Origin of the sequence: Sulfurimonas sp. (assembly GCF_016744025.1) — a bacterium.
In the GTDB taxonomy this organism is placed as follows: Bacteria; Campylobacterota; Campylobacteria; order Campylobacterales; family Sulfurimonadaceae; genus Sulfurimonas.
Genome location: NZ_JADGFC010000045.1, coordinates 1 through 17926, shown reverse-complemented (window position 1 = coordinate 17926; position 17926 = coordinate 1). Strand labels below are relative to the sequence as shown.

The 17926-nt window shown below is 32.6% G+C and carries 15 protein-coding genes and 1 tRNA gene; 2 read left to right on the top strand and 14 right to left on the bottom strand.

Annotation, left to right across the window (positions count from 1 at the left end; genetic code table 11):
• Positions 1–247: 247 nt before the first annotated feature.
• Positions 248–335 (bottom strand) — tRNA-Ser (locus QZZ48_RS08150).
• A gap of 124 nt (positions 336–459) precedes the next feature.
• Between QZZ48_RS08150 and QZZ48_RS08145 the strand changes: the two genes are divergently transcribed.
• Positions 460–2385, top strand: a complete 1926-nt coding sequence (locus tag QZZ48_RS08145) for a DUF1538 domain-containing protein (protein WP_294964184.1) — start codon at positions 460–462, stop codon at positions 2383–2385.
• A gap of 16 nt (positions 2386–2401) precedes the next feature.
• Here the strand turns inward: QZZ48_RS08145 and QZZ48_RS08140 are convergent, their stop codons facing one another.
• From QZZ48_RS08140 to QZZ48_RS08085, 12 genes are all read right to left on the bottom strand, one after another.
• On the bottom strand, positions 2402–3052 hold the full coding sequence (locus tag QZZ48_RS08140) for a DNA-binding protein (protein WP_294964182.1): 651 nt from the start codon (positions 3050–3052) through the stop codon (positions 2402–2404).
• A 10-nt stretch (positions 3053–3062) separates the two neighbouring features.
• Positions 3063–3560 carry a YajQ family cyclic di-GMP-binding protein gene (locus QZZ48_RS08135; RefSeq protein ID WP_294964180.1) on the bottom strand — a complete coding sequence of 166 codons (498 nt, stop codon included), beginning with the start codon at positions 3558–3560 and terminating at the stop codon, positions 3063–3065.
• A 57-nt stretch (positions 3561–3617) separates the two neighbouring features.
• Complete coding sequence (locus QZZ48_RS08130; protein ID WP_294964177.1) at positions 3618–4328, bottom strand: 2Fe-2S iron-sulfur cluster-binding protein; 711 nt, start codon at positions 4326–4328, stop codon at positions 3618–3620.
• Positions 4325–5908 (bottom strand): FAD-dependent oxidoreductase, encoded by a 1584-nt coding sequence (locus QZZ48_RS08125; RefSeq protein WP_294964167.1) that lies wholly within the window; start codon positions 5906–5908, stop codon positions 4325–4327. The genes QZZ48_RS08130 and QZZ48_RS08125 overlap by 4 nt, the downstream gene beginning before the upstream one ends.
• Positions 5898–8492 carry an ABC transporter substrate-binding protein gene (locus tag QZZ48_RS08120; protein ID WP_294964165.1) on the bottom strand — a complete coding sequence of 865 codons (2595 nt, stop codon included), beginning with the start codon at positions 8490–8492 and terminating at the stop codon, positions 5898–5900. The genes QZZ48_RS08125 and QZZ48_RS08120 overlap by 11 nt, the downstream gene beginning before the upstream one ends.
• Positions 8493–8500: 8 nt before the next feature.
• Positions 8501–8809, bottom strand: a complete 309-nt coding sequence (locus QZZ48_RS08115) for a VTT domain-containing protein (RefSeq protein WP_294964162.1) — start codon at positions 8807–8809, stop codon at positions 8501–8503.
• Between the two features lie 118 nt (positions 8810–8927).
• Complete coding sequence (locus QZZ48_RS08110) at positions 8928–9854, bottom strand: D-2-hydroxyacid dehydrogenase (protein ID WP_294964160.1); 927 nt, start codon at positions 9852–9854, stop codon at positions 8928–8930.
• Entirely contained in the window at positions 9854–11017 is a 1164-nt protein-coding gene (gene purT, locus QZZ48_RS08105; RefSeq protein ID WP_294964158.1) for a formate-dependent phosphoribosylglycinamide formyltransferase, read from the bottom strand. Before purT ends, QZZ48_RS08110 begins: the two co-directional genes overlap by 1 nt.
• Before the next feature lie 108 nt (positions 11018–11125).
• Entirely contained in the window at positions 11126–13249 is a 2124-nt protein-coding gene (gene flgE, locus QZZ48_RS08100) for a flagellar hook protein FlgE (protein ID WP_294964155.1), read from the bottom strand.
• A 157-nt stretch (positions 13250–13406) separates the two neighbouring features.
• The gene (locus QZZ48_RS08095) at positions 13407–14666 is read right to left on the bottom strand and encodes a flagellar hook-basal body complex protein (protein WP_294964153.1); all 1260 of its coding nucleotides are present in this window, start codon (positions 14664–14666) and stop codon (positions 13407–13409) included.
• Between the two features lie 18 nt (positions 14667–14684).
• Positions 14685–15353, bottom strand: coding sequence for a FlgD immunoglobulin-like domain containing protein (locus QZZ48_RS08090; protein ID WP_294964150.1), 669 nt, complete (start codon positions 15351–15353; stop codon positions 14685–14687).
• Positions 15354–15363: 10 nt separating this feature from the next.
• Positions 15364–17040, bottom strand: a complete 1677-nt coding sequence (locus tag QZZ48_RS08085; RefSeq protein ID WP_294964148.1) for a flagellar hook-length control protein FliK — start codon at positions 17038–17040, stop codon at positions 15364–15366.
• A gap of 186 nt (positions 17041–17226) precedes the next feature.
• Here QZZ48_RS08085 and QZZ48_RS08080 point away from each other — a divergent pair, with 186 nt between their 5' ends.
• The gene (locus QZZ48_RS08080; RefSeq protein WP_294964145.1) at positions 17227–17475 is read left to right on the top strand and encodes a hypothetical protein; all 249 of its coding nucleotides are present in this window, start codon (positions 17227–17229) and stop codon (positions 17473–17475) included.
• Here the strand turns inward: QZZ48_RS08080 and QZZ48_RS08075 are convergent.
• Positions 17454–17864, bottom strand: a complete 411-nt coding sequence (locus QZZ48_RS08075; RefSeq protein WP_294964142.1) for a hypothetical protein — start codon at positions 17862–17864, stop codon at positions 17454–17456. The two genes, QZZ48_RS08080 and QZZ48_RS08075, sit on opposite strands and share 22 nt — an antisense overlap.
• Positions 17865–17926: the final 62 nt, after the last annotated feature.

Genomic DNA, 17926 nt, shown 5'->3' with positions numbered 1-17926 from the left:
TACAAAACTCCGTATGAAGTGTTTTTCAGTGAAATGAGTAAAAGATTAGCTAGCTAATTTAGGTGGAAATTGCACTTGTTGTTGGAATTGGCGATTTTAAATACTATGTATGAATTATATGATAAAGATATGAATTTTTAGATTTGAATAACTGCCATGGAAAATTTAGCACTGTTGTAAAAGCATTATAGTAATTTGAAAGTTAGCTATTTTATATGAGGTTTATTAAAATTAAGAAAAATATATATGGTGGTTTTGGAGAGATTCGAACTCTCGGTAGGAAAACCTACACAACCTTTCCAAGGTTGCACCATCGGCCACTCGGACACAAAACCATTATTGTATTTGTAGCTTGTGATTTTACCTTATCATTCTTAAAAATACTCTAAGCATTAATATTTCACCTTAAATTTAACATAATTAAGATAATATTCCATTATAATTAAATAAAGGGTTTTAGTGTTAAGTATTGCTTCATTTTTTAAACTGTTAAAAGAATCATTTAGAGATCTAATGCCTATTATTTTAGTCATTATGTTCTTTCAATTAGTAATCATTCAGACCGTGCCAGATAATTGGTTAAGCACTACAATAGGCTTAGCAATAGTTGGTGTTGGTTTAGCTATATTTTTACTTGGTCTTGAAGTTGGAATATTCCCAGTTGGAGAAGGCTTAGCAAGTGATTTTGCTCATAAAGGTTCAACTGGTTGGATTGTTCTTTTTGCTTTTATGATTGGTTTTGGTACTACTGTAGCTGAACCAGCTCTGCTCGTTATCGCCGATAAAGCAGCTGGAATAAGTTCTGGAAGAATAGATGCATTTGTCCTTAGAATGGTTGTTGCATTTTCTGTTGGTTTTGCAATTGTTTTAGGTGTTTGGAGGATTATAAAAGGTCATCCTATTCACTATTACATTATTACTGGTTATGTTTTAGTTGTAGCTGCAACTGCATTTTCACCAAAAGAGATTGTTGGTTTAGCATTTGACCTTGGTGGAGTAACAACTTCCACGGTTACTGTTCCTCTTGTCGCAGCCTTAGGTATTGGTCTAGCATCTACTATTAAGGGAAGAAATCCTGTTCTAGATGGTTTTGGTCTTATTGCCTTTGCTTCACTTACTCCTATGATTTTTGTTCAATTTTACGGTATTTATGTGTATCAATTTGTAGAAGCGGCTGCTAATATTTCACCTATTATTGAACATACCGCAGAAACTGCTGCTGCATTTGATTTTAACTTACTATCAATGTTAAAAGGTCTACTAAGTGTTACAACAGATGTTCTACCTATCTTAGCAGTTATACTCTTTTTCCAATATGTAATAATCAAAAAGCCTATTAGCAATCTTAAAGAAGTACTTATAGGTTTTGGGCTTGTTATTATTGGACTAGATGCTTTTATAATTGGTTTAGAAATGGGTCTTTTCTCACTTGGTGAGTCAATGGCCTTACAGTTAACTCAAAATGATAATAACACCATTATCTATTCTTTTGCTTTTGCTATAGGTTTTTCTACAACTATGGCTGAGCCTTCACTTACAGCAATTGCTAAAAAAGCAAAAGAAATTAGTGATGGAAAGATAAATGACTTTGTACTTCGTCTTTTTGTTGCCCTTGGTGTTGCAATTGGTATTGCTCTTGGTGCTTTTAGAATTGTAAATGGTGGAGAAATTGTTTATTATATTGTGGTTGGTTATATGATTGTTATTGCACTTACATTTATAGCTCCAAAATATATCATCCCTATTGCATATGATAGTGGTGGGGTTACAACTTCAACTGTAACTGTACCTCTTGTGGCTGCTCTTGGTCTTGGACTAGCTACTAATATTCCAGGACGTGATCCACTAATAGATGGTTTTGGTCTTATAGCTTTTGCTTCACTATTTCCGATGATCACAGTTATGGCATACGGTGTTATCACTGAGAGAATGGGTATTAAAGGCGAGCATGAGCTTGAAGAGTTACATATGAATGAGCTACGTCAAGCAATTGAGCAAGCTAATGATATGGGACTCTCAACTGTACAGATTCAAGGAACAGGTAAGAGACACTCATACAAAATGCCTTTCTCAGCTGTTCATGTTATTGTACCTAGAAAAGATCAGGATAATGCGCTTATTGCAGCTCGTGATGCAGGTGCAGGTGGTGTAACTATTACAGATGCTCATGGTATGGGTCTAGAGGAGATGGATAACTTCTATAACCGTCTTCACAGTGATCCTACAGATGTAGACCTGATGTTTATAGTTCCAACGAAAAAAGTTGATAAAATTATCTATAACGTTATGCATAAACTTGATATTGTAGATTTAGGTGAAGGTATATCTTACTCTTATCCAATCTCACATCTTAAAGGCTTAACGCTTAAGAGTAGTGACTTATAAGAATATAATTTGACTACTAGTGAATAATATCACTGTAGTCAAACTTTGCAGGATTGATATAAAACTTTTTACCAACTGTAACTATTCTGCTATCTTTTTTAGAAACTTTTTTAACTCTATCTTTTATTTTTTGACTCTTTTTATCAGAATACTTTGTATCTTTTAAATACTTTTTTAAAGATATCAAATCATTTGACTCTTCTTCAGACTCAATTTCAGCTTCAACAAGTTCTTCACTCTCCAGCACTAACTCAGCACTTGGAGAATTTAATAAAAACTTAGAAGATATAGCATTTAGTATATTTTTTAACTGTTCATCTTTATCTTTATAGATATTTTCTATTCTAATTCTTTCTTCAATTAAAATTTGCTCTTTTTGCTCTCTAAGAGTTTTTGTCTCACCTTCGAGCTTGTCAACTTTTTGTTGAAGTCTTTCATTTTGTTCTTCTAAGAGTTTGTAGTATCTAGAATCAGCTTCATGCATAACTCTAGTGTTAGTTCTTTTTGTAGATGGTTTGTTAGTAGATGCACCATCCTCTTTTAAAAGTACATACTTTACACCATCTTCAATCACACTCTCTAAAGAACCTCTTCTAATACGGTTGTGAATTGCTTCTTTAGATACTCCGAGTTTTAATGCTGCATCTGCGATATTCATTTTAGACATTTCTAAATCCCTATCTCATATTTTCAAAAACTAAAGGAGCTTCCCACTCACCTGAACGAATCTCTTGCATAACCTTTTGTAAGTCATCAAGCTTTGCACCCTTGACTCTTATAGCATCACCTTCTATCTGGGCATTTACTTTAAGCTTCATTTTTTTTATCTCAGCAGTTATTTTTTTAGCCTCTTTTGACTCAATATAATCAACAACTTTAAAAGTCATTTTTCTATTGTTTCCAGATGAATCTTCTACACGAAGTTCTTCAAGAACTTTTGATGATAGACCTTGTTTTAAAAACTTCGCAACTACTATATCTTTTAGAGCATCAATTTTATTATCACTAGAAGCGATTAAAACTAAAAGTTTTTCTTTTTCTTTAAAGCTAACTTCATATGTTGTTCCTTTAAAGTCGTAACGATTAGCTACTTCTCTATCAACCATGTTTATAGCATTTTTAAAGTTTTGAATATCTATTTTTGCACTTATGTCAAATGAATGTTCTTTCGCCATTTTAAACCCTTTAAAATTATTATGTCGATTATAACATATTTATAACATTGTTATAAGTTAGAAACTAGGACTTCCATCAATAGAAGTGCCAAATCCTCCGCCAAAAGAAGCAGCAAAGTTAGGGTCACTGTATCCTAAGATTGCAGATTTTGAGCGTAATTTTTCTATATCTGCTTTACTAGATATATCTTGAGGACAGACTAAAGTACATTCGTTACATAGGGTACAATCCCAGATGCCACTAGTTTGGATAACTTCAATCTTTTCATTAGCGTTTTGTTCTCTAACATCGCTAACATATCTCCAAACTCGTGTTAATGAGAATGGTCCAATAAACTCTTCATTCACGGCATATACAGGACAAGCACTGTAACATGCTCCACACAAAATACAGTTACTTTGTATTTCATTTATCTTTTCATTCTCTTTTGAAAGTGTTATTGATGGATTAAGTGTATGTAGCCAAGCCTTTGCTTTTTCATTGAATGAAAGGGCTTTATCCATATCTACAACAAGATCACGAATAATGGGAACGTTTTTTAGTGGTTGGATAAAATCACCATCTTGAACCTTATATACACATGCTAAAATTTCTCTACCATTTACTCTCATAGAACAGCTTCCACAAACACTGCTTTTACAGCCACTTGAATAAGTAAGCGTTGCATCTTGAGTTATTTTTATCATCTGTAAAATATTTAAAAGAGTAGAGTCTTGTATGTCTACTTCATACTCTACAATACTCTCTCTTTGAATTTTAATTTTCATGAAACAACTCCATCTTTATCTACGATTGTATGCATCTTAAACTTCTCATCTTCATTTGGATAATCTTCTCTAAAGTGAGAACCTCTACTCTCATTTCTTGCAATAGCTCCCTTTAAAACAAGCCTACTTATTTCTAACATGTTTTTAAATTCTAAAAACTCTATAAGATTTGTGTTATATATTTTTGATTTATCACTAACACCCATAAGATGCACTTTGCTTAGTAAATCTTTGACATGTATTAGGGATGATTCAAGACTCTCTTTTTTTCTTGAGATTCCAACTTTTGTGTAAAACATATCTCCAAGTTCTTCTCTTATCTTATAAAAATCTATTTCATTGCTAAAGGCTCTAACTTTAGATATAAAGTTTTTATCAATACTTAACTGAGTAGCGTCATCTAGACTCTTATCAAAATTTTTAGCGTATAGAGCAGCATTTACTCCAGCTTGTTTACCAAAAACTACAAGTTCTAAAAGAGAGTTGCCTCCAAGTCTATTAGCTCCATGAACTCTATGATTGGCACATTCACCAGCAGCATAAAGCCCTTTTATTCTTGTTGATGAATTTTTATCTACTTCAATTCCACCCATTGTATAGTGAGCAACAGGTTTTATTGGGATAAGATCATAAACCGGATCAACATTCTCATATAGTTTTGCAAGCTTTCTCTCTTGGGGAAGTTCTTCATTGATAAACTCTTCTCCAAGATGTCTAATATCTAAAAAAATATCTTCACTACGAAGGATCTCATCATTAATAGCACGAGCTACTTCATCTCGAGGAAGAAGTTCATTTACAAACCTTTCACCCTTAGAGTTTAAAAGAAACCCGCCTGCACCTCTAGCACTCTCTGATATTAGTACAGATGAGTTTTTAAGTGCTGTTGGGTGAAACTGAATAAACTCCATGTCACTTACTCTAGCTCCTCCGCGGATTGCTGCGGCTAGTCCATCGCCAGTTGTTGAATTGGAGTTTGTAGAATACTTATCATAGATGCGGCTGTAACCACCAGTTGCAATGATAAGAGATGAGCTCTCATATCTTTGTACTTCACCTGTTCTTATATCTAGTACAATAGCTCCATATACGCGATCATCTTCTACAATATAATCTAAGAGATATTTTTCATTTAGTATCTCAATACCAAGACTTAGACATTTGTCATAAAGAGTATGCAGAATTTTAAGACCGGTATAGTCTTGTGCATAACAAGCACAAGCTGCTGAGGCACCACCAAGCTTTCTTTGAGCTATCTTTGACTCTTTTGTACGAGAAAAACATACACCAATGCTATCAAGCCACTCTATAGCCTTAGGAGCGCTTTGACATAAAAAATTAACTGCTTCTTCATTTGCAATACCGTGAGCAGATTTTAAAGTGTTTTTAATATGTGCTTCAATACTATCTTCACCAGCATTGCTAAGAGCTGCATTTATACCACCTTGAGCCATACTTGTTTGACTTCTTGTCGGGTACTCTTTTGTTATAACTCTTACTTTCGCACCACTTTCATGAGCACTGATTGCAGCTACTAAACCTGCACCTCCTGCTCCAATGATTAAAACATCACTTTTCATCTGTTTCCTCTATCCCAATTTTTATAATAAAGACTACTCCATCTTTAATATTTTTAACCCTGACGCTACCATTATGATAATCTTCTAAAATCTTTTTAGACATATAAAGACCTAATCCTGTTCCATTTTTTTCCAGTTTTGTAGAAAAGTATGGGTCAAATATTTTACTAATTATATTCTCTTCAATCCCACCAGCATTATCGCTTATTTCTACAATAGAGTAAGCACCTTCATCATAACTCTTAAGGTTTATTAATCCATTTACAATACTTTTGTTGATTAACTGGTCTTTTGCATTACTTAAAATATTTAATACTACTTGCATAAACTCATTTTCATGTAATTTTATTGATGCTTTAGAATTTAAATCAAGATTTAGTGTTATGTGATTAACACTAATACTCTCTTCTACAAGATTACATGCCTTCATAATTGCACCATCTAAAAGCATTACCTTTGACTTTTTATTTGGCTTATAAAAATCACTGAAATCTGAAATAATCTGACTTAAATTTTGTGTATTTGCACCTATTTTATTAAGCTTTTTATTTAAAAACTCTAGAAATTCTTGTCTTTGATTTTTATCGTTGAAGTCATATTTTTCAAGTTCTATAGCCATTCTGATAGATATTTGCATTGCAGATATCGAACTAAGAGGCTGTTTCCACTGATGAGCGATCATACTTAGCATCTCACCCATCTGAGCTAAACGAGACTGTTGTAAAAGAAAAGCATCTTTTTTTACTATTTCACTAACTGCATCTTCTACTTTAGATTCTAGTGATATATTTAATTCTACAAGCTCTCTTTGTAGTTTCTCCAACTCTTTATTTTTCTTATTTAATAAATACTGTCTATATAAAAATACTATTCCTATAACCAAAACAAAGATTAAAACATTTTTTATATACTCAAAATAATTACCATTAGTATAATTAATTGACACCCACTCATTTAAAACTTTTTGAATATCTTGAGGTTTTATACTCTTTGCGACTTTTTCAAATATTTCAAATAGTATTTCATCATCTGCTCTAACACCAAAACTAATCTTTATGCTATCTTCAAATTGTCCTGAGATTTTTAAATTTACTTTTGAGTATTGTTGCATATAATATGCAGATGTCATCATAGAATCGATATGACCATAATACTTACCATTTTCAACGCCCAAAAATCCTTCTTTCCTAGAAGAAACAAGATTAAGTTTTATCTCTGGATATTTTTTACGTAAAGTCTCAATAAATGAATAACCTTTAACTATTGAAAACTCTTTATCTAAAACAGTATTTACATCTAAGATATAGTTCTTTGAATTATCTGTTACAACAACTAAAGATTCTTCAAAATATGGTGTTGTAAATTTTATATACTTTTTTCTTAATGGGGTGCTTTCAATAATTGGAAATAAATCACACTCTCCATTTTTAGCTTTTTGAAGAGACTCTTTCCATGACTTAGTATTGACAAGTTTAAAAGTAGTAGATATTTTCTTCTCTACAATTTTTAGCGTTCCTGCCCCTATTCCTACAAATTTTCCATCTTCTATTGCACTATATGGTAAAAATGATGGTATTACACAAATACTTATCTCTTTTTTACTTTTTAAATAATTTAGTTCTTTTGTTGTTATTATGCTTGAAGGACTTTTAAATATAAAATCTTGCACATCAAGAGAATTTTTTGCAAGTCCCATAATTTTATAGACATCAAATATTCTTAATACTTTTTTTTCGCTGATTTCTCCAAGTTTAATATTTTGAGAAAAAGCCAGTTTTTTTAACTCTTTAGCTTCAAAAAAAAGCGCTTCAATACTCTTGTTTTGAGAGTTATATTTTTCATGTATTAACTTCACAGTTTCATCTATGTTATCAAATGCATACTGCCATCCTTTAAGAGAGGATTTTCTAAAGATATCTACTCTTTTAGGATTATCATGGACTTCTTTATCTGAAGTGAAAAGTAGGTCACTATAAAAATCAAAGCCTTCATTTTTTGGAAAAAAAAGCTTATATGGGATTCCTTTTTTTTCTAAAAGGAATGGTTCATTTGAAGTATAACCGGCGTAAAGATCAACTCTTCCATCTAATAGCTCTTCAAAGTCAAAAGTATGTTCTTTAAATATTATCTGGCTTTCATCAGCACCATTTGACATTATCATAGCGTTGATAGATGCAGTATTCATGGCATTTTTTGTAAGCATGATTTTTCTATTGGCAAAATCCTTTACACTGCTTATATTTGAGGATGCTAGACTTACTAAGGTAAGTGGAGATGATTGAAATATTGCAGAAATAAGAACTACTTTTTTACCTTCTGAATGAAACTTAATCAAACTAGAGCGTCCAACTCCAAAAGTTGCTCTTGCACTTAAAACTTCTTCAACTGTATCCATCTCATATTTAAACTTTTTAATATCTACATCTAAACCTGCTTCTTCGTAAAAACCTTTTTCCTTTGCCATATAATATCCGGCAAATTGAAACTGGTCTAACCACATAAGTTGTAAGGAAACCTTATCTAAAGACTTCTGCTGTGCAGGTAGTGAAGATATAATAAATACTAATAATATAAGCGTTTTCATAATATTAATTATACCACAAGAGCCAAAAAGTAATATCTTGCGATTCTAAGAGTTCCTGCAACTATAACAAACCAAACAAACTTTAGTCTTAAAACACCTGCAACAAGTGTTAGTGGATCACCAATGATAGGTAACCAAGTAAGAAGAAGTATAAAGTAACCATGTTTATGTCCATATTCTAAACTCTTAGCACCGATTTTTGAAGATTTTAATTTTGTTTTTGTTTTTTCGTAGAGCCAATATCCAAGCCAATAATTTAATATTATGGCTAAAACATTTCCACTAGATGCAAGGAGCATTGAATCTAAGATAGGCATGCCGCTTGTCAAAGCAGCAATAAATGCTACTTCAGATGAAAAAGGAAAGATTGTTGCTGCTAAAAAGGCAGAGAGAAAAAGTGCTAACTCAGCGATTTCATCTCCTTTTTAAGAACATTTAAGAATTTATAGATTTAATATTTTGAGCTACAGATGCTATAAGAGTATCTCTTGCTTCAACAGATGCCCAAGCAATGTGAGGAGTTATATATAGATTTTCTTTATTTTTTACACAAGAGAGTGGATGATTTTCAAGCATTGGTTCGCGAGTTAAAACATCAAGACCAAAAGATATATTTTTCTCATCTATTATCTTTGCAACAGCCTCTTCATTGATTATACCACCGCGTCCTAGGTTAAGAACTATAGCTCCATCTCTACAAGTTAACAACTGTTCATAATCTAAAAGATTGTTTGTTTTATCATTAAGAGGTGCATGAATAGAGATAATATCACCACTTTTCAATAACTCATCTATTGTTACACTTTGGAAGTCTTCTTCTCTACTTACTCCACTTGTTGAATAGTAAAGAACTTCAGCTCCAAACGAAGATGCAATATTTGCAACACCACGACCAATTGAGCCAAGACCGATTATTCCCCACTTTTTGCCTTTAATCTCAAAAAATGATTTTGAAAGATCTGTAAAAACTGGACTCTTTGAGTATGCTCCACTTTCTACATATTCATCATAATATTTTGAATTTGCTATTAGATAAAAAAGCATTGAAAAAGTATGCTGTATAACTGAGTCTGTAGAATATCCAGCAACATTTTTTACTTCAATATTTCTTTTATTAGCAGCTTCAAGATCAACATTATTCATTCCTGTAGCAGCAATACAAATAAGTTTAAGACTTGGAGTATTTGCCATAAGCTCATCACTTATAACAACCTTGTTTGTTACGATAACATTTACATCTTTTATACGTTCTTCAACTTGATTTGCAGATGTAGTTTTATAAACTACAACTTCACCTAAAGAATCAAATATACTTAAGTCTGTATCTCCAAAAGTTAGTGCATCTAGTAAAACAATCTTCATTATGCGTCCTTCACTTTTTTTATAAGTTCACGTGATTTTTCTACTGCTTTTTCAACATCATCAAGAACAAGAGCAACTGCAAGTCTTCTTCCTTCGTGCGCCTCAGGTTTTGAGAAGACTCTTACAAATGAGTTGTCACTAAATAAAGAATCATCAATATCAACTACAGGAGCAAAGTTATGCTTAGTTGATTTAAATGCAGCAGATGCACCATCACCGTAAAAAGTAAAGCCTAAAGGTAGACCAAGAACAGCTCTTAGATGCAGAGCAAACTCACTTTGAGACTGAGTAATAAGAGTAACCATTCCCGTATCGTGTGGACGAGGACTTACTTCTGAAAAATAGACTTCGTCATCTTTTATGAAAAGCTCAACACCAAAAAGACCACGACCACCAAGACCATCAGTAATTATTTTAGCCATTTCTTGTGATTTTTGTTTTGCGACTGCACTCATCTGCATTGGTTGCCATGAAAATACATAATCACCATCTTTTTGCTCATGCCCGATAGGCTCACAAAAAACAGTCTCATTTCCGTTTCTAGCAGTTAACATTGTAATCTCATAATCAAAATCAACAAATGCCTCAACAATTAACTCACTAGCATCTCCACGAGCTTCTTTTGCAATTTCCCAAGACTTAGAAACATCTTCTTCACATTTTAGAACACTTTGACCATGACCTGAAGAGCTCATAACTGGTTTTATAACACAAGGATAACCCATGCGCTTAGATGCATCTCTGAGTCCATCTTCAGTAGTTACAAACTCATAAGGACCAGTTTTTAAACCAAGAACTTCTGCTGCAAATGTACGAATATTTTTTCTATTCATTGTCTTACTAACTGCCGCTGCATTTGGTATTACATTATAACCCTTATCTTCTGCTGCAAAAAGAGCATCTATAGATATAGCCTCAATTTCAGGAAGAATATAATCAGGTTTTTCTCTGTAAATAATTTCTAATAAAGCTTCTTTATCTTGCATATTTACAACATAAGAGCGGTGAGCAACGTGATGAGCCGGTGCATTTTGATATCTATCAACTGCTACGACTTCAAGACCTAGTCTTTGAGCTTCTATAGCCACTTCTTTACCTAGTTCGCCAGAACCTAGTAACATTACTTTTTTTGAGTTTGATTTAAGGGGAGCAGAGAATTGCATCTAATAATTCCTAATGTAAAAATATTAGGATAATTATATCGAAAAAATTATTTGTTGTTAGTGCTCCCACGCATTGCGTGAGAAGAAAAAAGTTATAAAAAACTTATATTAGTTTTTCAATCCAATTAGTGTTTGAAGAAGCTGATCAGAGGTTGTAATAATCTTACCATTGGCTTGATAACCTCTTTGAATAATGATTAGTTGAGTAAGCGCGCGTGAGAGGTCAACATTTGAAGCTTCAAGTGCGGCTGCCTGGATAAACCCACGACCTGCTGTTGCTGCTGTTCCAATAATAGGATCACCAGAGTTAGCAGATAGAGTATATACATTTCCTCCTTCTGCTGAAAGACCTTCATTATTCGTAAATTTTGCCATACCAATTTGAGCAAGACCAAAAGAACGACCGTTTGAGAATGAACCAACTAAAGTACCACTTTGATCGATTCTAATACCAACTAAATCTCCACCTGTAAAACCATCTTGAGAAATACCAGAAGTAGTAGATAGTGAATCAAAACTTGTCATTCCATCAAATGCATTTGCTGTGCCAAAACTAAAGTTTAACTGCTGATCAGGAGCTGAACCGTTATTTCCAGAAAAAGAAATATTTGGAGGGTTATAAGTTGCTAAAGAACCGTCATTATTAAAACGAACAGAACCTATTTTTTCATTAAACGGAGATGATGTATCTATAGTTGCAGGAGGTGGTACACTTACAACCATATCCCATGTACTACCAGTAGTTTTGTCTAGTGCTGTCTTTCTAAACTCCATTCTTACAGTATGTTTAGAACCAAGAGAATCAAAAAGGTCAATTGAGCTTGAGTGTGTAGCAGCATTAAAACTTTGTGAAAATGCCTTTCCTCCACTTGCCGCTGGTAGAACAGAGTTAAGAGCTTCCATACTTTTAGTAAAACGAGCATTGTTTGTTATACCCGGTTCAATGATAGCTGTCATTTTCAGGTTAATACCATAATCATTAGCCCCGCCACCAGGATTACTAAGTTCTATTTTACCCTGCTCGTTTACAATTACCTTAATATTATTGTCATCTGTCTCAATACCATCACCGTTCGTATCTCTAGCTTGTCTCTCTAATGAGTATCGTAAATCAGCTATTGTTTTAAACTTTTTATCTGAACCTGGAACAGTTACTGCCCCTGATGGATCATATTGATATTTATGTGCTGTAACAACACTATTAGCAACTGATAATCCTGTACCGGCGTCATTACCAATAATTTGAATATTATGTGATGAAGAAGTTCTTGAGTTATCATTTACCAAAGTCATCTGTTTTGTTTTTAAATCATACGAAGCCGAGATTCCAGTTATTGCTGATTGAGCATTTATTGCTGCAGCATATTTGTTACCATTAACATCTTGATTTCCTGTACTAACAGAACTAACATTAACTAAACTTCCATCATCCATTTTAAATTGAAGAGCTAAATCAGCAGTAGCTGAAACTGGAGTAGCAGCTGTTGTTTTTGAACTTTGAAATGAAGCCCAAACACCCTGATTTTTTTGAAGAGAAAAAGATTCACCTATCTCATTAAACATAATTCCTATATCGTCAGAAGCTACCGGATTTCCATTAGCATCTACTGCTGAATAGTTTGCCGGAAGTTCACCTGCTGGAATACTTGGAACAGTATAAGATGGAGAAAAACTATCCACTAATGGTCCTGAGTTAAGATTAGCTTTTAGTACAACTTCTTTAGTTGCATTAGCCGGAGTTGTTAATCCTGGAGGAATATTTATATCTGTAATAGGAGCAGTTGAATCAACTTTTCCAGTTACCGGATCTCTTAACCAACCCTGAGTAATAAATCCATTATTATCAACAAAGTTTCCACCTGCATCAAATTTAAAGTCACCAGCACGAGTGAATTTGTAAGTGTTACCACCATCAGGAGAAACGATAAAGAAACCGTCTCCTTGAATAGCAACATCTGTATTTTTATCTGAATTTTGGATAGAACCCTGTGAAAATATAGTTGTTTTAGAGCTTACAGTAGATCCAAGTCCAACTTGAACAGGGTTCTTACCACCAAGTGCGCCTTGAGGAGCAGTAGCAATAGCTTTTGTTTGAGCTAAAAGATCTGAAAAATTTGCACGAGAATATTTAAAACCTACAGTATTAACGTTTGATATATTATTTGACTCAATATCCATTGCTACTTGATGAGATTGTAAACCCGATACACCGGAAAAAAGTGATTTTAACATCTTATATCCTTTAATTTATTTCACAAATTCAAGGGAACCTCTTCCTCTTATTTATGAGAATATCACTAGGTTTTACTAGGCATAAAGCCCAAAACATTAGTGTTTTTTACTTAGTATAAATTAAATAGCATTTTTTGTTCCAACTTTATGAATTATTTTATGCATCCATTTGAAGAGCTTTTTGCATCATCTCATTTGCTGTACTAATAGATTTTGAGTTTGCATCATATGCTCTTTGTAAGATTATTAAGTCAGTTAATCCTGCAGGTAAATTTACATTTGAACTCTCAAGATTATAGTTAAGAATATTTGCACCGATGATATTTTCACCATTTTGATTTTGATAAAACATTGGTCTTCCACTATTACTACTCGCAGAAAACCTTGCTCCACTTGCACGATCAAGTCCTTGCTCGTTTCTAAAGTGAAAAATAGCAATCTTTCCTACACTAGTCTGCTGACCATTTGTAAATGTTGCAATAATTTCAGCATTTTTATTGATAGTATAACCTTCTAGGTCACCACCAATAGCTCCATCTGTTATATTTGAAGCAGAGATATTGAGATTATTAATAGAAACAAGGCCATCAAAGCCATTTCCAAGATCAATGTTTATTTCTGTTCCCTTATTATCAATAGTTTTTAATGTATTTGATATTAAAGAACCATCTGTATCAAATTTAACTATACCGGTCTTTGTCCCATATATTTCTTCACCGTTAAGACTTTGTATGCTAGCTTTTATATCCCACTGCATTCCAGATGCTGGTTGTTGTGCAGATTTTATAAAAGTAAGTTTTAAATGGTTTTTATTATTATCTTTGTCAACAACACTGGCACCAATAGTTCTAATCTCATCTTCCGTACCAAGATTACCAAGAAATTTGGCATTTTTTGTTGGTTCTGTGGGATAAGATAAGTCTTTTGGAAAACGCAGTTTTTCTTGAGAATCTATTCCACCTAATTTAACTTCTTCGACAATATCAGTAATTTTATTATCTTCACTAATGTTAGTACCCATAGTTCCTAAAACATAATGTCCATCTTGTGTAACAAGGTCATTCTCTCTATCGAATGTAAAATTACCTGCACGAGTATAAAGTGCTTCATTTTCACCTTGAATACCAAACCAACCCTCTCCTATTATTGCTAAGTCTGTACTTTTTTCAGAATGAAGCATAGTTCCAGTATCTTTGTTCATAGAAGTTGTTTGTATCTGAACACCATATCCAATACCATTATTACTTGTACCAGGAGCAGTTGTGTTTATAGAGGTTTCAAACATAGAAGCAAATTCTGGTTCATATGAGCGAAAACCAACTGTGGAAACATTTGATAGATTATCAGCTTTTAAATCTATTGCCGTTTGATTAGATTTTAATCCTGATAATCCAGTATAAAAAGCTTGAGTCATCATTTTATAGCCCTTTAATTTCTAGTACACTTCTGCGATCTTATCTAGTGGTACATAATTAGAACCAACTTTTAGATAAGTTTTACCCTGATCAAATTTAATTGACTCAATAGGATAAGCTCCAAATTTTGTATTTAATAGATCTCCAGCAGGATTAGTATATGAAGCTGTAACATCATATATACCACTATCAGCACTACCACCATCATTTAGTCTACCATCCCAGTCAAAGCGATAAACGCCTGCTTTGTTTGGTTCAATATCTATAGTGCTTATTGTATTTCCTGATGAGTCTTTAATCTCTAAAGATCCCTTAGAAACTTCTTGTGGGAAATACACTTCAAAAGTAGATTTGCCACCCTCATCATAAGTTATAGAATTACTACCTAAATCTGCTGTTTTTCCAATTGCTGCTACAGTGGAAAACTGTTGTGAGGAGCCCATAGCAGTAGCTAAGTTGGCAAGTGATTTATTTGTTTTATCAGCAGCTTCAAGAGTAGCTAGTTGAGAAGTTTGTGTTAAAATCTTTTCACTATCCATAGGCTCTGTTGGATCTTGATGCTGAAGTTCTACTAAAAGTAGTTTCATAAAATCATCTTTACCTAAAGCTGTTTTATCTTTGACAGCATCAGCCATCTTTTGCTTTGTACTTTCTAGTGCTATATTTGCACCTGTTGCTGTAATTGCCATAATCTATCCTTTATGCGTAGTTTGCTACTACGATTTCTAATGAACTTAAAATTTCTTCATTTGCTTCTGTTTCATCAAAATAGTTATATTCTTCATTAGCTTTACGCTCATTTTGACGATTTTGCTGTTGCCCAGCAGAGTTAGAATTATTATTCTGTGAGCTATCATTAAAGTTTAAGGTAGCATTATTTATTCCATTACTACTTAACTGTGTTCTTAACTCATTTGCATTCATAGAGAGTGCATTTATTGCCGTATTATTGGAACTGATACTTACATGAAGATTTTTACCTCTTTGAACTATAGTTAAGTCAATTTCACCAAGTCTTTGAGGATTTAACTGAACTTTCACTCTTGTAAAGGGAGATTTATAATCTTCAATTACATTTTTTACATCTTGTGAAATATACTTAATCATCTGTTTTGCTTCATTTAGTTTTACTTCAAAGCTATCAGTTTTTAAAGATGTAGAAGCTTCTACTTTTGTACTGGAATTGCTTTGATTCTCACTTGAAGATGATTCTCCATGAAGAAGTTTTTCTAAGTTTTTAGTAGCATCTGTTGTTGCAGTTGGAGCAATCACCTTAGCTGTTGCAACAGAAAAGTCAGGAGTTAATTTTGAGTTAACATCCATAGCTTTTTCTCCACGCAGAAGTTGCTTTAGTGTCTCATCAGCTTTTTCTTTTGGTGTTTTTATCTCTACCTTAAGCTGTTTTGTCGTAACTATTTGTTCTGTAGTATGATCAGGAGATACTTTAGAATTAGTTACTGTGGCTGTTTTTATAGGATCAATTTGCTTATTTACTACAACATTTTTATCTTTTGATTCTTCTTCTTGTATCTTAGTTTTATAAGTTTCAAGTTTATCTATAACTTTTGTTAAGTTAGAATTATTATCTTCTATAGACTTAGGGTTATTTATATGGTTAACATTTGACTTAGCAACTTTAGTATCTTGAGTAGGAGTCTCTATTGCATCTCTTAGTGGAGTAGATTTTAGTTCCAAACTTTTTGGATTGTTAGTTTTACTTACTTTTACTTCTTCAATACTTGCTTTTACAATATCAACACCTATTTTTTGAGCAAGAGTTGTTACACCTTTTAGAGTGTGTTTAATCTCTTTTATCTCTGTTTTATTGTACTCGTCACCTTTTGCAAGTTTAGATTTTAAATAATCTTTGGCATCTAATATTAAAGTTTTAAACTCTCTAGAAACTACTTCATGTGTTGATTTTGTTTTCGTTACTAAGGCGTCTTTTAACTCACTAACTGAAGTCTCTTTTCCTTTTAGTAGAGATATTAAGGCATCTCTTTTTTCACTAATTTTAGGAACTTTTACTATTTCAGTTTTTTCATTTCCTAAAGCTAAAACTAATGCATCATCTTTCATCACTGTTTTAGCAATAATCTCTTTTTCATCACCTGCAAGTTTTAAAACTTTACTCTCAGCCTTTAAGGGAACTTTAGTATTTAGCTTTAAATCTTTTTCTTCACTGCCAAGAGCTAATACTACTCCCTTTCCTTCAAGAGCTAATACTTCTCCCTTTCCTTCAAAAGCTTTTGTACCCTTTTTATCAGCACCTTTTAATAACTCGGAAAAAGATAGAGATGATTTTTCATCCTTAGGTGCTGTATTTAGGACAGAAGATTTAGACGTTGCTTGTTTTGACTCTACTAAAACCATCATGAATTCCTTAATATGTCCCAAAAAAAGGGGAATTTACATTTAATTAAGCATTTATTATTCCAAGGTGATCTTTTTTATATAAAAGGTTATTATTTCAATTGATTATTCTTATTTTACATAAGCAATATGATACAATGTGCCCTTATACTGAAAATAAGTGATGAAAGATTTATGAGGATTATTAGTTTGAGCAAAATTATTTTAATATTTTTACCAGTACTTTTGTTAGCTTTAAGCCCTTTTGATTCAAAAGTTAATAACTTTGACTTATCTGCTTATGAAACAACTAAAAGAATCGAAAATATTGAAGCTTCACAAAATGAAAAATTAAAATGTAGATGGATATGTGATAAAAAAGTTTATAAAGAGCAGAAGATATCAGAAGCTATAGAGTTTTATAAAAAAGATAAAAGCTACTTTAGAGAATCTAAATAACTTAAATCATTTTTACAAAAATGTTTCACACTATTTTGAAGCACTTGTGTTAACTCATCCGCATTCTCACCATCCACTGGATAACTTATCAAAAAAGAGTTTAAAGATTTATCAAAAAATTTATCAAATAGTTTTTTAACAATATCTGCACCATATTTATCTGTATATGGCAAAACAAAAAAGAAATCTGTCTTGTTGTTAGCTATAGTATCAGAAGTACGAAGTATTTTCTCTAAGGCTTTAGTGACTTTTTCATCATGTATTTCATTTAAATCGCAGTATAAAATAGTAAAACTCTCAGCACGATTCTCATCTAGTCTATCAGCTATACCTATGTTTAAACGAAGAAGTTGTTTAAAATCTTCAAATTGAAAATGAATACCAGCCATTTTAAAATTCCTTAATTTTATATAGTATTAGTATATCTAAAAATATTATAAAATATTAAACC